Below are 17,549 nucleotides of genomic sequence, written 5' to 3'. Positions count from 1 at the left end.
TACGCGGCCCCGAGACCGGCCCCGCCGCCCGGCCGCGCGCTCCGCCCCCGTCCCCGGCGGTCCGCCCGGCACCCGAACGCACCGGCCACGACCTGGGACTTAACCGATCGCCAGGCGTTCGTGAACCGGAACCGTGCCGCTCCGGGACACGCTGACGCCCTTGCCGTGCGCGCGGCACGAGCACCGAGGAACAGAGGAACAGAGGAACCGAGGAGGAGACGTGGACCTTGCGGAGCTCATCGGCCTGCGGCCGGTCCCCTGCGGCGGCCTCCTGGTGGCGCTCACCCGCCGCTGCCCCATGAGCTGCGCCCACTGCTCCACCGGCTCCTCCATGACGGTGTCCGAGCGGCCCGACCCGGAGCATCTGCTGCGCTTCGTCGGCTCGTTCGGCGCCGAGGACCGCCCCGAGGTGGTCATGCTGACCGGCGGCGAACCGCTGCTGCTGCCCGGACTCGCCGCCCGCCTCGCCGGCCTCGCTCGCGCACACGGCTCCAAGGTGGCCCTGCTCAGCGGGATGTTCTTCGCCCGCGACGGCCGCGTCCCGGACCGCATCATGCGCGCGATCACCGCCCTCGACCACTTCTCGGCGAGCATGGACGTCCACCACGAGCGCGAGGTCCCGCGCACCGGGGTGCTGCGCGCCCTGCGGGCCGTGCTCGACGCCGGCGTCCCCGCCAGCGTCCACCTCACCGGGACCGGACCCGACGACCCGTACCTGGCCGACGCCCTCGCGGACATCCGCCGCGCCTTCGCCGGCCGGATGCCCGTGCTGGTCAACGAGGTCCGGCCGCTCGGCCGCGGCGCGAGTTTCGCCCCGGCCGCACCACCCGCGCCGGACGGCTCCCGGCCGGCCCCCTGCACCCTCGCGGCCTGGCCGGTCATCGCCTTCGACGGCACCGTGGCCGCCTGTTGCAACCAGTGGACGGTGGACCGGCGCCCCGTGCCTAGGCACCTGAGGCTCGGCCACATCGCCGACGACGACTGGCCGGCCGTCCGCGAACGCTCCCTCGGCTCCCCGGTGCTGCGGATGCTGCGCGCCGTAGGCCCGCAGCGGCTGCACGCCCGCTACGGCACCTCGCCCGCCCCGGCCGGCTACTGCCGCGGCTGCCACGCGCTCGCGGACCGCCCGGACGTCCTCGCGGGCGCCGCCCGCGACGCCGGCGGCCGGGTCGGCGAACTCCTCGACCGGCTCGCCGCGCAGCAGCAGCTCGCCGCCGGACCCGCCGCCCTGGTGCGCCGCATGGGCTGCGCCCGCTACGCGCACCTGGTCGACTCCCTTCCCGCAGAGTCCGGAGAGTCCGCAGAGTCCGCAGAGGAGAAGAGCCGCCGATGACCGCCACCGCGTCCCTCGCGCTGAGCACCAAGCTCACGCCCACCACACCCGTCCTCAGGGCCGCCACCGCCGCCCTGTGGCGGCCGGCCGGGCTGCGTCGCCGGTACCTGCGCTACCTGGCCGCCATGCATCCCCTCGTGCGCGCCTCGGTACCGCTCCTTGAGCGGGCCGCCGAGCGGTGCGCCGGCCTGGACGACCCGGCCGCCGGGCGCCTCGCCGCCTACTACGTCCGCCACGCCGAGGAGGAACGCGATCACGACGCCTGGCTGCTCGACGACCTGGCCGCGGCCGGCGCCGGACCGGCCGCCGTGCCGCACCCGGCCGTCGTCGAACTCGCCGGGGCGCAGTACTACCGCATCGAGCACGAGCACCCCGTCACCCTGCTCGGCTACATCGCCGTCCTGGAGGGCAACGCCCCCGGACCCCGGCTCGCGGACCGCCTCGCCCAGGCCACCGGACTCCCCGAGCGCGCCTTCCGCACCCTCAGGGAACACGCCGAGCTGGACGGCGGCCACCTCGACGACCTGCACCGGGTCCTCGACGAACTCGCCCCGGCCCCGGCCCTGCAGACCGCCGTCTCCGTCAGCGCCCTGCACACCGCCAACCTGCTCACCCGGCTCTTCCTCGCCCTCGCCGCCGAACCCCTCGCCGCCGAGCCCCTCGCCGCCGACCCCCTCGTCGCCGAGCCCGAACCCGACCCCGTCCCTGACCCCGGAGGACACCCGTGACCGACGACACCGCTCCGCCCCACGACCCCGCGCCCGGCGGGAGCCCGGCCGGGCCGACCCTGGAGGCGCTGACCGCCGCCGGGTTCGACGTCGACGCCCTCAGCGACGAGCAGCACGAGGTCCTGCGCGCGCTGACCCCGGAGGAACTGGCCCTCCTCGTCGACATCAGGGGACGGCTCGACGCGGCGGCCCCCGAGGTGCAGGCCCACGCCGACGTGGCGGGCGGCGCCCTCTTCTGACCCCGGCCGCCCCCGCGGTCCCGCGTCCCCCGGAGGAACCCATGCTGTGCGCCTCGTGCCGGAGCGCAACGCCGCCCGACGCCCGGTTCTGCCCCTCGTGCGGCAGCCCGTGCGCCACCGGGCCGGTCACCGCCAGGCCCACCGGCCGCAAGGTGGTGACCGTCCTCTTCTGCGACCTGGTCGGCTCCACGGCACTCTCCGGAGCCCTGGACGCGGAGACCCTGCGCTCGGTGACACTCCGCTGGTTCGACCTGATGCGGCTGCGCATCGAGGAACAGGGCGGCACCGTGGAGAAGTTCATCGGCGACGCCGTGATGGCCGTGTTCGGCGTGCCGACCGTACGGGAGGACGACGCCCGCCGGGCCGTCGCCGCCGCGCTGGCCATGCGGGAGGCGCTCGACGGACTCAACGCCCGGCTGGAGGAAGCCGTCGGCGTACGGCTGCGGATGCGGATCGGCGTCAACACCGGCCAGGCGGTCACGGGTTCGGCCACCGCGCGGCAGGCGATGGTCTCCGGCGAGATGGTCAACGTGGCCGCGCGCCTGGAACAGAACGCCGCCGCCGGGGAGATCCTCATCGGACCCGGCACCCTGGCGGCCGCCGGCCCGGGCCTGCGGACCACCGCCACCGGCCCGCTGCTGCTCAAGGGCAAGACCGACCGGGTCACCGCCCACCGCCTGCTCGGCCTGGACGAGGCGGACGACCCGGAGGCACTGCGCCGCTTCGACCTCGGCTTCGTCGGCCGCACCCGCGAACTCGGCCTCCTGCGGCAGGCCCTGGACCGGGTGGCCCGCACCCGGCACGCCGACCGCCTGGTGGTGGGCGGAGAGGCCGGCCAGGGCAAGACCCGGCTCGTACGGGAATGGCTGCACCGGGCCGCGGCCGGCCCCGGCGGCCCCCGCCACGGCGTCGGCCGCTGCCGGGCCCGCGGCGAACAGCCCAGCCTCGGCCCCCTCGCCGACGCCGTGGCCGACCTGCTGAACTCCGCCGGCACCCTCGCGCCGTCACCCGAACTGGACCTGCTCCACCAAGGCCTGCTCCTGGACGGCACCCCCAACCCGTCGCCCGCCGACACCAGCGCGGCACTCGCCAAGGTCCTCGCCGAGCTGGCCGGGACCGAGCCCGTGGTCCTGGTCCTCGACGACTGCCACTGGGCCGCGCAGCCGCTCTTCGACGCCCTCGACCGGCTGCTGCGCGCCCTCACCGACGCGGCCGTCCTGATCGTCCTGCTCACCCGCCCCCAGCTCTTCGACACCCGGCCCGAACTGGCCCTCGACGCCGTACCGCTCGGCGGGCTCAGCGACGTCGAGGCCCAACTCCTCGCCGCCGAGCTGACCGGGACCGCCGCGCACGGCGAACCGCTCGGCCCCCAGGTCCTCGCCCGGGTCGGCGGAAACCCGCTGCACCTGGAACAGCTGCTGGCCGCGGGCGCCCCGGTGGCCGACGACAGCGTCCCGCTCCCGCTCCAGGCCCTCATCGGCGCCCGGATCGACGCACTCGACGCGCCCGAACACCGCGCCCTCGGCCTCGCGTCGGTCCTGGGCGGCGACTTCACCGCCGGCGAGCTGACGGCCCTCGCCGGCCACCCCGAGGAGGACCGGACCGGCCCCGAGCTGCGGACCACACTCCACCGGCTGGTCCGCCACCGACTGATCAGGCCCGACGGCGGCGCCTTCCGCTTCGCCGGAGGACTCATCCAGGAGGTCGTCTACGCCAGCCAGTCCAAACAGGACCGCGCCGACCGGCACGAACGGGCGGCCCGGCTGGACTCGGTCCGCGCGCGGGGCGGCGCCGCCGTCGGCGCCCACCTGGAACAGGCCTACCGCTACCGGTCCGAACTGGGCGCCCAGGACGCGCACACCGACGGACTGCGCCGCCGCGCCGCCGACACCCTCGCCGAGGCCGGCCGGCTCGCCCTGGCGCACGCCGACCCCGTCTGGGCCGCCGACCTCCTCTCCAGGGCCGCCGCCCGCTACACAGCGGGCGAGCCGGGCCGTACGACGACCCGCAGGCGGCTCGGCCAGACCCTGCTCGACCTCGGACGCGGCACCGAAGGCCGGGCGCTGCTCGAAGAGGTGCTGGCCGAGGCGCCCGCCGACGGGGACGCCGTGGAGGCCGCGCACGCCCGCCTCGCCCTCGCCTCCGTCGGCCGGACCACCGGACCGCACGAGTCACCCGCCGAGGCCGCCGACGCCACCCTGCCCGTCTTCGCCGCGGCCGGCGACGACCTCGGCCAGGCCAGGGCCTGCCTGCGGCTCGCCCAGCGCTCCCAGGAGCAGGGCCGGCACCGGGCGGCCGAAGGGCTGCTCACCCGCGCCCTGGAACACGCGGTCCGCGCCGACGCCGAACCCGAGCGGGCCGCGGCCCTCGGCGCCACCGGCGTCTCCCTGTGGCGCGGCCCCCAGCCGGTCGCCGACGCCGTCACCCGCTGCCGCGCGCTCCTCGCCGACCAGGGGCCCGGCCGCCGCGCCGTGCGGCTCACGCTCAACTGCCCGCTGGCGGTGGTGCTGGCCCTGCACGACGACCGCGACGGCGCCCGGGCGTGCCTCGCGGAGGCGGAGCACCTGGCGAAGCGGCTCGGCTACGCCGAGGCCGACGCCTTCCTGCCGATCTTCACCGCCACCGTCGCCGACCTGGCCGGCCGCCCCGACGAGGCGCTGCTGAACCTGGAGCGGGCCGCCGCGGCCGCCCGCGCACTCGGCGCCACCGCCCTGCTGCGCGGCGCCCTGCTCGACGCCGCCCGCATCCGGCTGGACCTCGGCGACGGCCCCACCGCCCACGCCACCTTGACGGCACTGGACGAGGAGCGGGCGGAACCCGCACGGGCCCGCGCCGAGTCCGCCGACCTCGACGGACTGCGCGCCCGACTGGCCGCGGCCCGCGGCGACGCGGCGACCGCCACCCGGCTCGCCGACCGGGCGCTCGCCACCGCCGCCCGCACCGACTCGCCCATCGTGCGGGGCCTCGCCGCCCTCGACCACGCCCGCACCGCGCTCGCGCTCGGACACCCGGCCGACGCCGCCGAGGCGGCGGCCCGCGCCCGCCGGCACTTCGCCGCCAAGGGCCACCTCCCGGCCGTACGCCAGGCCGAGGCCGTGGCGGCGAGCTGCCACGGCCGCCCGCCGGAGCACGGTCCCGCCGTGGGACGCGTCGCCGGAGCCGGAAAGGAAGCACCACGATGACCACCGCACGGCAGACGGCACCCGGTCTCACCTGGGGCCTGCGGGGGCGGGGCCCGGAGGACGTGGCCGTGGAGGCCGACGCCCCGCCGGACCCGCCCGACGGCGGACTGCCCGGCGGCACCGGGCGCGGCGTCCGCGTCTGCGTGGTCGACTCGGGCGTCGAGCGCGACCACCCGCTGGTCGGCCCGGTCGCCGCGTCGTGGCGCGTCGTCAAGGACGACGAGGGGATCCGCGTCGAGGAGACGGACGACGGGGACGCCTGCGGGCACGGCACCGCCTGCGCCGGGATCATCCGGCGCACCGCCCCGGACTGCGAGCTGTCCAGCGTCCGGGTGCTCGGCGAGCGGTTCTCCGGCAGCGGGGACGTACTGCTGGAAGGGATCAGATGGGCCGTGCGCCAGCGGTTCGACGTGGTGAACCTCAGCCTGTCCACCAGCCGCGACCGCTTCGTGGAGGAGCTGCGCCGACTGGCCGACGAGGCGTACTTCCAGCGGACCGTGATCGTGGCCGCGGCGCACAACACCCATGTGGAGAGCTTCCCCTGGCGTTTCTCCTCGGTGATCTCCGTCGGCAGCCACCAGGAGGACGACCCGGACCTCCACCTCTACAACCCCGACCCGCCGGTGGAGTTCTTCGCCCCCGGCCAGCGAGTCCCGGTGGCGTGGCTCGGCGGCACCTCGATCCGCAGCTCCGGCAACAGCTTCGCGACCCCGTTCGTCGCGGGGCTGTGCGCGCGGATCCTGTCGAGCCGCCCGAGGCTGACGCCGTTCCAGCTGAAGAACGCCCTCTACCTGTCCGCAGCCAACGTGCGTGTCGACGGACGCCGGTGACGACCGGCGCCGGAAGGGAAAACCCCATGGCTCAGACGACCGCCCCCGCCGTGTCCGCAGCACCCCGGCCGGATCCGGCCCTGGCGGAGCTCCTGCACTCCGTGGTCGACACCGCGCGCGCCATCTTCGGCGCCCAGGCCAGCTCCATCCTGCTCCTGGACGCCGCGGCCGACGAGCTGGTCTTCGAGGCCGTCTCCGGGCAGGGACAGGAGTTCCTGGTGGGCCGCCGGTTCCCGGCAGGCCGCGGCATCGCCGGCTGGGTCGCCGCCTCCGGGGAGCCGATGGTCGTCGACGACCTGCACGACAGCGCCTCCTTCGACCGGGCCATCGCCCGGTCCACCGGCTACGTCCCCGACGCGCTCATGGCCGCCCCGCTGCTGCACGGCGACCGCGTCCTCGGTGTCCTGGAGGTGCTCGACCCGTCCCCGCAGGCCAGGTCCGGCCTGCCGGAGCTCGACCTGCTGGGCCTGTTCGCCCGCCAGGCCGCCGTCGCCCTGCACGTCCTCACCGCCCACGCGCCCTGCCGGCCGGCCGAGGACGACGCCGACGACCCCTCGCGCACCGAACTCCTGCGCCTGCTGGGAGAGGCCCGCCGCCTCCTCGGCGAGTGAGACCGGACGTCCCGGCCGGCCGGCGCACGGCCGGCCGGGACACCGGTCGGGACACCGGGCTCAGCGGAGGTCGAACCGGTCGAGGTTCATCACCTTGTCCCACGCCGCCACGAAGTCGTGCACGAACTTCTCGTCCGCGTCCTGGGCCCCGTACACCTCGGACAGGGCCCGCAGCTGGGAGTCGGCGCCGAAGACGAGGTCGACGGCGGTGGCCGTCCACCTGACCTCGCCCGTGGCCCGGTCCCGGCCCTCGTACACGTTCTCGTCCGTGGTCGAGGGCCGCCACTCCAGACGCATGTCGAGCAGGTTGACGAAGAAGTCGTTCGTCAGCACGCCCGGCCGGTCGGTGAACAGGCCGTGCCGGGACCCCTTGAAGCCGGTGTCCAGCGCCCGCATGCCGCCGACCAGGACCGTCATCTCGGGGGCGGTCAGCGTCAGCATGTTGGCGCGGTCCAGCAGCAGGGTCTCCGGCGACAGCTTCTCGCCCGCCCGCAGATAGTTGCGGAACCCGTCCGCCTTGGGTTCGAGCACCGCGAAGGTGGCGGCGTCGGTCTGCTCCTGCGAGGCGTCGGTACGACCCGGCGCGAACGGCACCGTGATGTCGTGCCCGGCGTTGCGCGCGGCCCGCTCGACCGCCGCGCAGCCGCCCAGCACGATCAGATCGGCGAGCGAGACCTTCTTCCCGCCGCTCTGCCGCGCGTCGAAGCCCTGCTGGATCCGGCCGAGGGTCTCCAGCGTCTCGGTCACCTCGGGCAGGTCGTTGACCTCCCAGTCCTTCTGCGGCGCGAGCCGGATGCGGGCCCCGTTCGCCCCGCCGCGCTTGTCGGTGCCGCGGAAGCTCGCCGCCGCCGCCCACGCGGTGGTGACCAGCTGCGAGAGGGACAGCCCCGAGGCGAGGATCTCGCTCTTGAGGGCGTCGACGTCCGCGTCCCCGATCAGCTCGTGATCGACCGGGGGAACCGGGTCCTGCCACAGCTGCGGCTCGGCGGTCCACGGGCCGAGGTACCGCGAGAGCGGACCCATGTCACGGTGCAGCAGCTTGTACCACGCCTTGGCGAACGCCAGCGCGAGCTCGTCCGGGTTCTCGTGGAACCGCCTCGCGATCGGCCCGTAGACCGGGTCCACCTTCAGGGCCAGGTCCGTGGTCAGCATCATCGGCGCGTGCCGCTTCGCCGGATCGTGGGCGTCGGGCACGGTGTCCCGGGCCGCCGGGTCCGTCGGCGTCCACTGCTTCGCGCCGGCGGGACTGGTCGTCAGCTCCCACTCGTAGCCGAACAGATTGCTCAGATAGCCGTTGTCCCAGGTCGTCGGCCGGGAGGTCCAGGCGCCTTCGAGCCCGCTGGTGAGGGTGTCGCCGCCCTTGCCGCTGCCGTAGGTGTTCCGCCAGCCGAGGCCCTGCTGCTCGACGGGGGCGGCCTCGGGCTCCGGGCCGATGTACGAGGGGTCGACCGCGCCGTGGCACTTGCCGAACGTGTGGCCGCCGACGATGAGCGCGACCGTCTCCTCGTCGTTCATCGCCATACGCCCGAACGTCTCGCGGATGTCCCGCGCCGCGGCCACCGGATCCGGGTTGCCGTTCGGCCCCTCCGGATTGACGTAGATCAGGCCCATCTGCACGGCACCGAAAGGACCGGAGAGTTCCCTGTCGCCGGTGTAGCGCTCATCTCCGAGCCAGGTGTCCTCGGGCCCCCAGAAGATTTCCTCGGGTTCCCAGATGTCCTCCCGTCCGAAGCCGAACCCGAACGTCTTGAACCCCATGGATTCCATGGCGCAGTTCCCGGCGAAGACCAGAAGATCGGCCCAGGAGATTTTCTTTCCGTACTTCTGCTTGACCGGCCAGAGCAGACGGCGGGCCTTGTCCAGGCTCACGTTGTCGGGCCAGCTGTTGAGGGGGGCGAAGCGCTGGGCGCCGGAACCGCCGCCGCCCCGGCCGTCGGCGATCCGGTACGTACCCGCGGCATGCCAGCTCATCCGGATGAAGAGCGGGCCGTAGTGGCCGTAGTCGGCAGGCCACCAGTCCTGCGACGCGGTCATCACCTCGAAGACGTCCCGCTTCAGCGCGTCGACGTCGAGGGTGGAGAATTCCTTCGCGTAATCGAAGTCCTCGCCCATCGGATTCGACCGGGGCGAGTGCTGGTGGAGAACCTGAAGGTCCAGCTGATTCGGCCACCAGTCCCGGTTCGTCCGAGGACGAGTCCGTGTGGGGGTCGGGGAGGGGATTGCCGGGTTCTCACTTTCGCTGCCGGACACGTCCGTCCTTCTTTCCTGTCTCGGTGTGCCTGTATCGGCGTCCGTATGGTCGCGCACCGTGTACCGCGCCGGTGAGAGAACACGCAGAGAATCCCCACCCGAACAGCAGCCGAATTCAGAAAATCATTCGGCTGCGGACGGGTGGGGAAAACGGACGGCACCGAGGCGCCGGCAGCGGACGGGCCGCCCTCCGGGGGCGGCCCGTGGTCAGAGACCGACGACCTTGGCCTTCGCCGACAGCTCGTACTTCAGGGTGACCGTGCGCCGCCCGCCGGGCGGGAGGGCGACGTGCCAGCGGGCGATGCCGTCGGCGTCCACCGCGTCCGGCGCGGGGGAGCAGCCGTCCTCGCGCAGCCGGACCTCCACCGCCGAGGTCTCGGAGACCGGGATCCGCTCCCGCAGCACGACGACGCGCTCACCCTGCTCGCCGGGGGCGGAGAACCGGGACAGACGCAGCCGGACCGTGCGGGTGACCACCGTCCGCTGGGTGATCCCGGCGGAGTCGCGGGACTCCTCGGTCTCCCGGACCACCCGGTGGTCGTCGCGGCTGCCGAAGGCGAGCTCGACGGGCGCGCCCGGGGCGGTGAAGTCCAGCGTGCCGCGGCCGGCGAAGCCACTGTCGCGGACCAGGTCCACGGGCCCGGCGAGCAGCGCGTGCCCGGACCGGTTCTCGAACCGGGCCACCTGGGTGACCAGCGGGGACAGTTCGGGGGAGCAGGCGTACTCGCTGCTCGCCGCGGTGGTGAAGACGGAGACCGGCACCCGGTGGGCGCGGCCGTCACCGGGCACGGTGACCGGCGCGGGAGAGGTCAGCACCCGTGCCTCACCGCCGTCGTCCACACCGGGCAGGCCGAGCACCGGGGCGGGGCCGAGGTCCCCGATCTCCTCCTCGCGCAGTTCCACGTCGACGGTGCGGCGCTCGGCGGCGGAACGGTCCTTCAGCGTCAGCCGGTCCTCGCGCAGCCGCGGCGGATCGGTGGCCAGCGCCGACCGTGCCGTCGACAACGTCAGCCGTACGTCCGACCAGTCCTCGCCGGTGCGCTGCCAGACCATCGCGTCGCTCTCCAGCGTCAGCGAGTCCCCGCGCAGCACGGCACGGTAGGCCGGCCGCCACAGCGCGCAGGGCGTGAGGTGGCTCAGGCGCAGCCGGACCGGCCCGGCGACCGCGGCCTCCACCGTCAGCTCGACATGGCCGACCAGCTCGGCGGGCCTGGTCTCGGAGAGGTCCATGGCCCGCTGGGCCTCCCGCAGTTCGACCGCGAGCGCGGCGATCCGGGCGTCCACGCCGCGGAGCTGTTCGGCGTGGGTGTCGCGCTCCTCGTCCACCCGGTCCAGTTCGCGGGCCCAGCGGGTCGTCTCGGTCTCGCCGGAGCCGGCACCCTCGGCGATCTCCCGCAGCACGTCGGCGGCGAGCCGGCCGAGCAGGTCGAGGCGGGCCGCCAGGCGGTCGCGCCGCTGCCCGAGGGCGCGCCGCTCCTCTTCCAGGGCGTGCACGCGCCGGCGCAGGGCGGAGTCGTCGGCGGCGGACGACCGCGGCTCGCGCGGCGTCCAGGTGCGGACGATCCGCGCGTCCAGCACGCTCGCGGGGTGATCGGCGGTCAGCTCGGCGTGCAGGGTGCGGTCGACGGCCAGGGCACTGACCGGCCCGAGCCGCAGCCGCTGGACCCCGGCCGCCAGGTCGAGCACGACGGCGCGCTCGATGTGGGCGCGGTCCTCCAGGCAGGTGACGGCGGTGACGGGGAGGGGGATCGGCTCCGGTGCCGTGGTCATGATGGGTGTCAGCTCCTGCGGTTGCCGCCGACCAGGGCCTTGCCGGCCGGGATGCGGATCTCGTAGCCGCCGTCGAGGGCGGTGGTGCCGCCGGCGGGCAGCTCCACCCGCCAGACGCGGGTGCCCGGTGCGTGGCGCTCGGGTCCCTCGCCCTCCTCGGGGGCCGTCCAGTCGGCCCGTTCCTCGATCCGGACGTCCGGTTCGGTGGTGACCGGCACCCGCTCGCGGACCTCGACGGTCGCGGGCCTCGCCAGCCCGTTGGACAGCTCCACATGGACGCGGTGGTCGAGCACGGTGGTGTTGTTGCGCAGGCCCGCGGTCGACTCGCGCTGGTGGGTACGGCGGGTGACCCGGATGGCCTCGGCCGGGCCGAGCCCCACCCGGCGGACCGCGCCGGGCGCGAGCGTGGGCAGGGCGGTGGTCAGCAGGAAGTCGTCGTCGACGGTGACCTCCACCGGGCCGGCCAGCAGTGCCTGGTCGGTGGCGTTGGACAGCACCAGCGTCGCGTAGACGGTCTGCTCCACGGACGGCACGCACAGGTACTCGGCGCGCAGACCGACCGGGATCTCGCCGACGGTGATGGTGTGCCAGGTGCCGTCCGACGGGATGTCGGCGCGGGCCGCGGCGTCGAAGCGGTGGTCGAAGGAGCCCGCGGACCTGCGGGGCCGCACGGCGTGTCCGGGCAGCGGCAGCGCGGCCACCGTCTCGGCACGGCGACGGCACTCGGCCGCCGCCGCGTCGGCCGGGGAGCCGGGGAACAGCCGGCCCCTGCGACCGCCGCCCTCGTCGGGCCCGGACAGCACGAGGCCGGCGTAGTCCAGCTCCGCGCCGCTCGGCTGCGGCGGACCGGCCACCGGCGCGGGAGCCGGGGCCGCGGGGCTCGGCGGCGGGGGCGCGGCCATGCCGGGCGCGGCCGGCGCGAACGGCGGCGGTGCGGCCTGCGCCGCGGCACCGGACCTCGGCGGCGGTGGCGGTGCGGCACGGACCGGAGCCGGGGGCGCCATGGCCGGGGGAGACGCCGGGAAGGGGCCGCCGCCGGGCGTCGGCAGCGGCGGGGGCGGCCCGCCGTAGCCCGGCGGTATCGGCGGCATGACGGGACCGGTCGCGGAGGTCTCCGGGACCGGGGCGGTCACCGGCACGGGTCCGGTTCCGCCGGTGAGGGCGGCGGGTACGGCGGTGGCGGGGACGGCGGTGGTGGTGGCGGGGCCGGAGGGACGACTCCGGGCCGCCGCGTCGTATCCGGTGAACAGGTCGGCGAGTCCGGCCGGGGGCTCGCGCCAGCCGGAGGGCGCGGGGGCGGGCTGACGGCGGCCGATCCGGATGGAGCGGAGCTTCGGCAGGTCGGTGCGGCGCCGCAGGTCGGCGGTGGCCAGGGCGATGCGCACACCGGTCCAGTCCTCGCCGGTGCGCTGGGCCACCGAGGCGCGCAGCACCAGACGTCCGGTGCCGTCGTCCTGACGGTGGGTGAGACGGTAGGCGGGCACCCAGACGGCGCCCGGCACGCCGTACTCGACCTCCACCTCCACCTCGGTGTCACCGGTGCCGTCGAGGGTCAGCAGCGCGGAGACCGTGGTCTCCACGTGCGCCGAGGGCGCGTCGGTGGAGGCGCGGGCGAGCCGGTCGGTGGCGACGGCGAGCCGGTGCCCGACGCGCAGCGACTCCTCCTCCAGTTCGGCCAGGCGGGCGTGCAGCCGCGTCAGCCGCTCGTCGACGAAGTCGGCGAGCTCCAGCCACGCCTCGACCGGGGTACGGCGGTGCGGGTCGTCGTTCTCACGGGCGGGCGGCACCGGGCGCAGGGCCCTGACCTCCTCGACGAGGTTCAGCTGCCGGTCGCGGCGCGCCTGCACCGCCGCGTACTCCTCGCGCAGCCGCTCGACCTCGCGCCCCACCTCGTCGGCCGTGCCGGTGCCGTGCGGCTCGGCCTCGAAGTCCAGCCGGGCCTCGGTGACCCGCACACCGGGGGCGTCGAGGACACGGGCCCGCAGGGAGCCCGGGTCCAGCGCGCGGGGCAGTCCGGTCACCCGCACCCGGCCGTCCGGCGGCACACTGCCCCTGGCCAGGCGGCGGCAGAGCGCGCCCTGTGCGTACACCACGACCGAGTCGAGGGTCGAACCCCACCTCCGGGCCGTCCCAGCCGTCATCTGCCCCGCCCCCCAACGCTTCTGTGCCGAGCGAAGCCTACGCGGGATGATCGGACGGCGGTGCGGGACCGGGGACCACCCCGCAGAATGGGCCGTGTCCACTGTTTCTGCCGGACCGGAGAGACCCATGACGGACTTCAAGTTTGAGCAGAAGCGCTCGCTGTCCCGCCTCGAGGCGGCCGACCAGCTCACGGCGCTCGCGACCGCGCTCAGGGCAGGCGGGGACGCCGAACTGGAACTCGGCTCCGGCACCCTGAGCCTGCGCATCCCCGACGACCTCCACAGCGAGATCGAGGTCGAGATCGGCGACGGGGAGATGGAACTGGAGATCGAGCTCTCATGGCCGACCGCATCGGCCGGGAGCGCGCGCTCGCAGAGGTCCACGGACGCGGACGAGGAGGCGTCCACGGACACGGAGGAGTCCCCGGACGCGCCAGCATCCGCGGACACGGGGAAGGCCGCCGCGGGCGCGCAGAAGGCGGCGGGCGCCAAGAAGACCGCCGGTGCCAAGAAGACCGCGGGCGCCAAGAAGACCGCTGCCGCCAAGAAGGTCGCTCCGAAGACCGCCGCGCGGAAGAGAGCGGCCGTCACGACCGGGCGTACGACCGGGCGCAGCACCGGTAGCGGCGGCAAGGAGGCCGCCAAGCGCACCACCGCCAAGCGGTCGGCGGCGGGCACGCCCTGAGCGGTGCCGTGCCGGTCGTGCCACCGTCCCGGCCCCGCCCATCGGTGCGGGCGAGGCCGGGAGGGGCCGAAGGCGGATACCGGCGGGGTGTCAGGAGCCCGCGGCGGCGGCCGCCTCGTTCCACCTCTTGTCGAGGTCCGCGAAGAAGTCGTCGAGACCGCCCTTGCGCGCACCGCGTGCGGTGTCGACCAGCAACTGCCGGTAGTCCGGCTTGTTGAGGCCGATCTCGGCCGCGTTGTCGATCGCGTTCACCGCGCCGGTCTCGGCCTCGGAGCGCTCCAGGAAGGTGACATCGTTGTCCACGAAGTCCTTGAGGGTGTCGGGCATCGACGCGGACTTCACCGCCGGGACCGCGCCCTCCTTCGCCGAGAAGCCGGACTTCTCCGTGAACCAGTCGATCCAGGCGCGCGCGGCGGTCTTGTGGTCGGAGTGGACGTTGACCGCCTGCTGGTAGTCGGAGGCGAGGATCGAGCAGTACGTGCCGTCCTTCTGCGCCGGGAAGGGCATGAAGCCGATGTCGTCGGGGTTCGTGCCGGCCTTCTCGGCCGCGGCGCGCATCTGGGTGATGGCCCAGGAGCCCAGCTGCATGGTGGCGATCTCACCCTGGGCGATCATGTCCTTGGACGCCTCCCAGTTCGTGGTGTTGGGGTCCTTCTCGGACAGGCCGCCCTTGACGATGTCGAACAGCAGCGAGTCGATCGTGTGCAGCTCGCTGCCCTGCTTCCACGGTGACACCGGGCCGGCGAGCTTGTCGTTCGCCTTGGCGTCGCAGGTGACCGAGCCGATGCTGTTGCTCCAGGCGGTCAGCGGCCAGCCGTCCTTGAAGTTGGTGTAGTAGGGCACCGCGTCCGTCTTGGACTTGATGGCCTCCAGGCCGTCGACGAACTCCTCGGGCGTGGTCGGCCACTCGGTGACGCCGGCCTTCTTCCAGACGGCCTTGTTGTAGAGGAAGCCGTTGGCGGTACCGAAGGTGGCGATGCCGTAGATCTTGCCGTCCACCTCCGTCTTGTCGCTGAAGCGGTACTTGTCGCCCAGCTCTCCCGCGCTGCCCAGCGGGGCGAAGAACTTCGGGTAGTCGTTCTTGGCGACGGCGCCCGGGATCATCAGGACGTCACCGTAGTTCTCGGTGTTCATCCGGATCTTGACCTCTCCCTCGTAGTCGGTGAGGGCCTCGAACTTCACCTTCACCTCGGGGTAGGTCTTGTTGAACTCGGCGGCGTACTTGTCCATCGTCCCGTTCTGGACGAGGTCCGTGCGGTGCGTCAGGACCTTGATGGTGCCCGAGACGTCGGCGGGGTCGGCGGGTGCCTTCGCCGTCTCGCCGGAGACCGCGCCCTGACCGCTGCACCCCGCGACGGTCAGGATCGCGGCGGCCAGAAGTGCCCCCGTGAGCGCCTTCTTCTTCCCCATGTGCCCAGCTCCTCCAGGATTGCGGCTCAGCTCTTCGAGCGGGATGAGCGGCACTATGTCAGCCGTCGCTTGACCGGTAAAGCTGAGATTTCCAGCGCGATACTCAATCGTTACCGAGGCGGCTGCCTGTCCCTGCGTGACGTGCAGGGACGGGGAGGAGCGGGTCGGAGGAGGGGTCTGGACCGGTTTACGGCCCGGATCGACATGGCTGGGCGATCGGCCTGTACAAAACCGGTTTAGGTGCCGAGGATGGGCGGGGCGGCGGATGTCGCCCCGCCCATCCCTGACGGCTGGTGCGGGTCAGCCGTGATGAGTGGTGCGGTCGCGGCGGCGGCGCGCCGGGAAGCGGCCGCGGCCTCCGTCGAGGTGGCCGCGTCGGCTGTCGCCGGTGGGCGTCGGCACGGTGCGGGTCGAGCCGCGCGACCGCGCCGGACCGGTACCGGTGCCGTGCCGCGGCCCGGTGGGCAGGGCGCGGCTGTACCGGTGGACGGCGATGCGTTCCGCGTGCTCGGCGTTGAGCCGGTGGATCAGATAGGCCCCGGCCGCGATGAGGAGCAGCACTGCCAGGGTCGTCAGGAAGGCGTTCATGGCGGCCTCCTCACCTGTCGGCGGTCGGGCGGCCGCTGTCGCGGCCGGCCCCGGTCCGGATGCCCGCGGGGACCGAGGAGGCGCCGCCCTCGTACTCCCACGCCTCGTCGGGATCGAGTGGCCGGTCGCCCGCGACCACGGCGTACCGGGCGTCGTCCGCGGCGATGAGCTCGCTCGCGGTCAGCGCCCGGCCGCCCGGCTCGGACGCGGCAGCCATCAGGCGGGCCGCCGATGCCGCCCCGGTCTCCGGCGGGACGACCAGCAGGTCCCAGCGGAGGGTGCCGTAGGAGAGCAGGAGCAGCTTGTGCGGGTCGAGTTCGGGGGTGAACCAGCCGACCCTGACGATGTGACCACCCACGGCGATCTCGCGCGGGACGACCGGCCAGTACCGCGGGTTGACGGCGATACGGGTGATGCGGCCCCACAGGGGATCCAGCACCGCGGTGAGCGCGGGCAGCTCGCGGAGCAGCTCACGGGAGCGAGGCCACCAGGCACCGTCCAGAAGGCCTCGGGAGCTGCCGTCGGCCTTCAGGGCGAGACGTGCGGCGGTGCCGGCGACGGGCGCGGCGCGCGGGAGGGGAGGGGACACGGTCGCGGACATGATGCGGACCCGTCTCCGAGCCGCCTTCGCGGCGGCCCGGGTTTCATCGTTCGCCGAGAACGACCCGGCGTGGAGTCCGGTGTGCGAAATGCCCTCGGTACTGCCAACGGTACTCCGCGTACGGAGGAGGACGGACGGGAGGCGGCCGGGCGATCGGCGTGACGGCCTGGAGGTCTGGCGACCCGTGTGACGGCCTGGGGGTCTGGAGACCGGTGTGACGGCCAGGGGGTCTGGAGACCGGTGTGACGGCCTGGAGATCGGCGTGACGGCAGCGGCCGGCGTGACGGCCCCCGCACCCGTCAGGAGTACGCTGAAGACGCCGCAAGCAGGTCGTTCGCCGGTCTCCTGCTCTCGCCGGACGAGAGAGCGGAAGGAGAAGGACCATGATCCAGGCAGCCGACGTCCGCGAGTGGCGCGCCCACGACGTCGTCGATCCCAAAGGCCGCAAGATCGGCGTACTCGAAGCCGTCTACGTGGACACCACCACCGATCTGCCGGCCATGGCCACGGTCAGGACCGGTCTGCCCACCCGCCGGCATCTGGTCTTCGTGCCCCTGGACGAGACCGTCCTCGGCCCGGACTACGTCAAGGTCTCCTTCGCCCGCGGGCGGGTGCGGAAGGCGCCCTCGATCGGCTTGGACGACGTGCTGCCCGCCGGGCGCGAGGAAGCGATCTACCACTACTACGGCATGGCCTACCGGCCGGGGGCGCACGGCGAGCGCCAACTCGCCCGCCGCTGAGCGGCCGTCGCGTCCCGGGGAGGTGTTCCCCTCATGGTGCTCTTCCTGCTGATCGTCATCGCGGCCATGGTGCTGGGGATCATCGGCGCGACGGCGGAGGGCCTCGGCTTCCTGCTGATCATCGGCATCGTGCTCTTCGCACTCGACCTGGCCTTGGCCGCCGTCCGGCTGTCCCGGCGCTCCCACCGGCACGCGCTGCGCTGAACCGAGGGCCGCGGACATGGGCGGGCCTCGCCGGAAGCGCCGATGTCCCGCCATGGCATAAGCGGTCTGTGGCAGCAGTGAACTCCTCACCAGGGCCGCCACAAGTCCCTTTCCGTCGACGATCGCCGGAACCCACCGAAATTTCTCCGGCCGTCCCCGGAGGGCCTCGTACCAGGGCATTCGCAGCGGCCGCCGAGGTTCAGGGATCGAGCTGAAGCCACGTCAAGTGACGCGACA

15 protein-coding genes are annotated in these 17,549 nt (G+C 74.2%); 9 read left to right on the top strand and 6 right to left on the bottom strand.

Annotated elements, in window-relative coordinates:
* Positions 1–220 precede the first annotated feature (220 nt).
* The 6 genes from ABT232_RS33630 to ABT232_RS33605 are packed head-to-tail and all read left to right on the top strand — an operon-like array spanning position 221 to position 6,923.
* A complete protein-coding gene (locus ABT232_RS33630) occupies positions 221–1,333 on the top strand; it encodes a radical SAM protein (RefSeq protein WP_351847290.1) in 1,113 nt (370 codons plus the stop codon).
* Entirely contained in the window at positions 1,330–2,061 is a 732-nt protein-coding gene (locus tag ABT232_RS33625; protein WP_351847287.1) for an iron-containing redox enzyme family protein, read from the top strand. Before ABT232_RS33630 ends, ABT232_RS33625 begins: the two co-directional genes overlap by 4 nt.
* 59 nt (positions 2,062–2,120) lie before the next feature.
* Positions 2,121–2,300 (top strand): aroma-sacti cluster domain-containing protein, encoded by a 180-nt coding sequence (locus tag ABT232_RS33620; protein ID WP_351847314.1) that lies wholly within the window; start codon positions 2,121–2,123, stop codon positions 2,298–2,300.
* 41 nt (positions 2,301–2,341) lie between these two features.
* Positions 2,342–5,482: an adenylate/guanylate cyclase domain-containing protein gene (locus tag ABT232_RS33615; RefSeq protein WP_450872004.1), complete on the top strand. Its 3,141-nt coding sequence runs from the start codon at positions 2,342–2,344 to the stop codon at positions 5,480–5,482.
* A complete protein-coding gene (locus tag ABT232_RS33610) occupies positions 5,479–6,312 on the top strand; it encodes a S8 family peptidase (protein ID WP_351847282.1) in 834 nt (277 codons plus the stop codon). Before ABT232_RS33615 ends, ABT232_RS33610 begins: the two co-directional genes overlap by 4 nt.
* Before the next feature lie 26 nt (positions 6,313–6,338).
* The gene (locus tag ABT232_RS33605; protein ID WP_351847279.1) at positions 6,339–6,923 is read left to right on the top strand and encodes a GAF domain-containing protein; all 585 of its coding nucleotides are present in this window, start codon (positions 6,339–6,341) and stop codon (positions 6,921–6,923) included.
* 60 nt (positions 6,924–6,983) lie between these two features.
* On the opposite strand, the gene katG is transcribed toward ABT232_RS33605, so the two are convergent.
* From katG to ABT232_RS33590, 3 genes are all read right to left on the bottom strand, one after another.
* Positions 6,984–9,173 carry a catalase/peroxidase HPI gene (gene katG / locus ABT232_RS33600; protein WP_351847276.1) on the bottom strand — a complete coding sequence of 730 codons (2,190 nt, stop codon included), beginning with the start codon at positions 9,171–9,173 and terminating at the stop codon, positions 6,984–6,986.
* 207 nt (positions 9,174–9,380) lie between these two features.
* Entirely contained in the window at positions 9,381–10,943 is a 1,563-nt protein-coding gene (locus ABT232_RS33595) for a mucoidy inhibitor MuiA family protein (protein ID WP_351847273.1), read from the bottom strand.
* Positions 10,944–10,951: 8 nt separating this feature from the next.
* Entirely contained in the window at positions 10,952–13,084 is a 2,133-nt protein-coding gene (locus ABT232_RS33590) for a DUF4139 domain-containing protein (protein ID WP_351847270.1), read from the bottom strand.
* A 127-nt stretch (positions 13,085–13,211) separates the two neighbouring features.
* Here ABT232_RS33590 and ABT232_RS33585 point away from each other — a divergent pair, with 127 nt between their 5' ends.
* The gene (locus ABT232_RS33585; protein WP_351847267.1) at positions 13,212–13,769 is read left to right on the top strand and encodes an amphi-Trp domain-containing protein; all 558 of its coding nucleotides are present in this window, start codon (positions 13,212–13,214) and stop codon (positions 13,767–13,769) included.
* Between the two features lie 90 nt (positions 13,770–13,859).
* Here ABT232_RS33585 and ABT232_RS33580 read toward each other — a convergent pair whose 3' ends face one another.
* The 3 genes from ABT232_RS33580 to ABT232_RS33570 all read right to left on the bottom strand — a co-directional run bounded on the left by ABT232_RS33580 (position 13,860) and on the right by ABT232_RS33570 (position 16,368).
* Complete coding sequence (locus tag ABT232_RS33580) at positions 13,860–15,179, bottom strand: ABC transporter substrate-binding protein (protein WP_351847265.1); 1,320 nt, start codon at positions 15,177–15,179, stop codon at positions 13,860–13,862.
* 300 nt (positions 15,180–15,479) lie between these two features.
* The gene (locus ABT232_RS33575; protein WP_351847262.1) at positions 15,480–15,767 is read right to left on the bottom strand and encodes a hypothetical protein; all 288 of its coding nucleotides are present in this window, start codon (positions 15,765–15,767) and stop codon (positions 15,480–15,482) included.
* Positions 15,768–15,777: 10 nt separating this feature from the next.
* Entirely contained in the window at positions 15,778–16,368 is a 591-nt protein-coding gene (locus ABT232_RS33570; RefSeq protein ID WP_351847259.1) for a DUF5994 family protein, read from the bottom strand.
* Between the two features lie 383 nt (positions 16,369–16,751).
* Here ABT232_RS33570 and ABT232_RS33565 point away from each other — a divergent pair, with 383 nt between their 5' ends.
* Together ABT232_RS33565 and ABT232_RS33560 are read left to right on the top strand one after the other, a co-directional pair.
* Positions 16,752–17,108 (top strand): PRC-barrel domain-containing protein, encoded by a 357-nt coding sequence (locus ABT232_RS33565; protein ID WP_351847256.1) that lies wholly within the window; start codon positions 16,752–16,754, stop codon positions 17,106–17,108.
* A 33-nt stretch (positions 17,109–17,141) separates the two neighbouring features.
* Positions 17,142–17,312, top strand: coding sequence for a hypothetical protein (locus ABT232_RS33560; RefSeq protein ID WP_351847253.1), 171 nt, complete (start codon positions 17,142–17,144; stop codon positions 17,310–17,312).
* Positions 17,313–17,549: the final 237 nt, after the last annotated feature.

Origin of the sequence: Streptomyces sp. NPDC001532 (assembly GCF_040298625.1) — a bacterium.
Taxonomy (GTDB): Bacteria; Actinomycetota; Actinomycetes; order Streptomycetales; family Streptomycetaceae; genus Streptomyces.
The sequence above is the reverse complement of the archived record's forward strand: the minus strand, read 5'-3'. Positions and strand labels throughout refer to the sequence as shown.

What these genes read in the sequence shown, in the direction of transcription:
- ABT232_RS33605 (WP_351847279.1), top strand. Translation starts at nt 6,339, where the DNA reads ATGGCTCAGACGACCGCCCCCGCCGTGTCCGCAGCACCCCGGCCGGAT.
- ABT232_RS33610 (WP_351847282.1), top strand. Translation starts at nt 5,479, where the DNA reads ATGACCACCGCACGGCAGACGGCACCCGGTCTCACCTGGGGCCTGCGG.
- ABT232_RS33595 (WP_351847273.1), bottom strand. Translation starts at nt 10,943, where the DNA reads ATGACCACGGCACCGGAGCCGATCCCCCTCCCCGTCACCGCCGTCACC.
- ABT232_RS33580 (WP_351847265.1), bottom strand. Translation starts at nt 15,179, where the DNA reads ATGGGGAAGAAGAAGGCGCTCACGGGGGCACTTCTGGCCGCCGCGATC.
- ABT232_RS33625 (WP_351847287.1), top strand. Translation starts at nt 1,330, where the DNA reads ATGACCGCCACCGCGTCCCTCGCGCTGAGCACCAAGCTCACGCCCACC.
- ABT232_RS33565 (WP_351847256.1), top strand. Translation starts at nt 16,752, where the DNA reads ATGATCCAGGCAGCCGACGTCCGCGAGTGGCGCGCCCACGACGTCGTC.
- ABT232_RS33560 (WP_351847253.1), top strand. Translation starts at nt 17,142, where the DNA reads ATGGTGCTCTTCCTGCTGATCGTCATCGCGGCCATGGTGCTGGGGATC.
- ABT232_RS33570 (WP_351847259.1), bottom strand. Translation starts at nt 16,368, where the DNA reads ATGTCCGCGACCGTGTCCCCTCCCCTCCCGCGCGCCGCGCCCGTCGCC.
- ABT232_RS33615 (WP_450872004.1), top strand. Translation starts at nt 2,342, where the DNA reads ATGCTGTGCGCCTCGTGCCGGAGCGCAACGCCGCCCGACGCCCGGTTC.
- ABT232_RS33585 (WP_351847267.1), top strand. Translation starts at nt 13,212, where the DNA reads ATGACGGACTTCAAGTTTGAGCAGAAGCGCTCGCTGTCCCGCCTCGAG.
- ABT232_RS33575 (WP_351847262.1), bottom strand. Translation starts at nt 15,767, where the DNA reads ATGAACGCCTTCCTGACGACCCTGGCAGTGCTGCTCCTCATCGCGGCC.
- ABT232_RS33590 (WP_351847270.1), bottom strand. Translation starts at nt 13,084, where the DNA reads ATGACGGCTGGGACGGCCCGGAGGTGGGGTTCGACCCTCGACTCGGTC.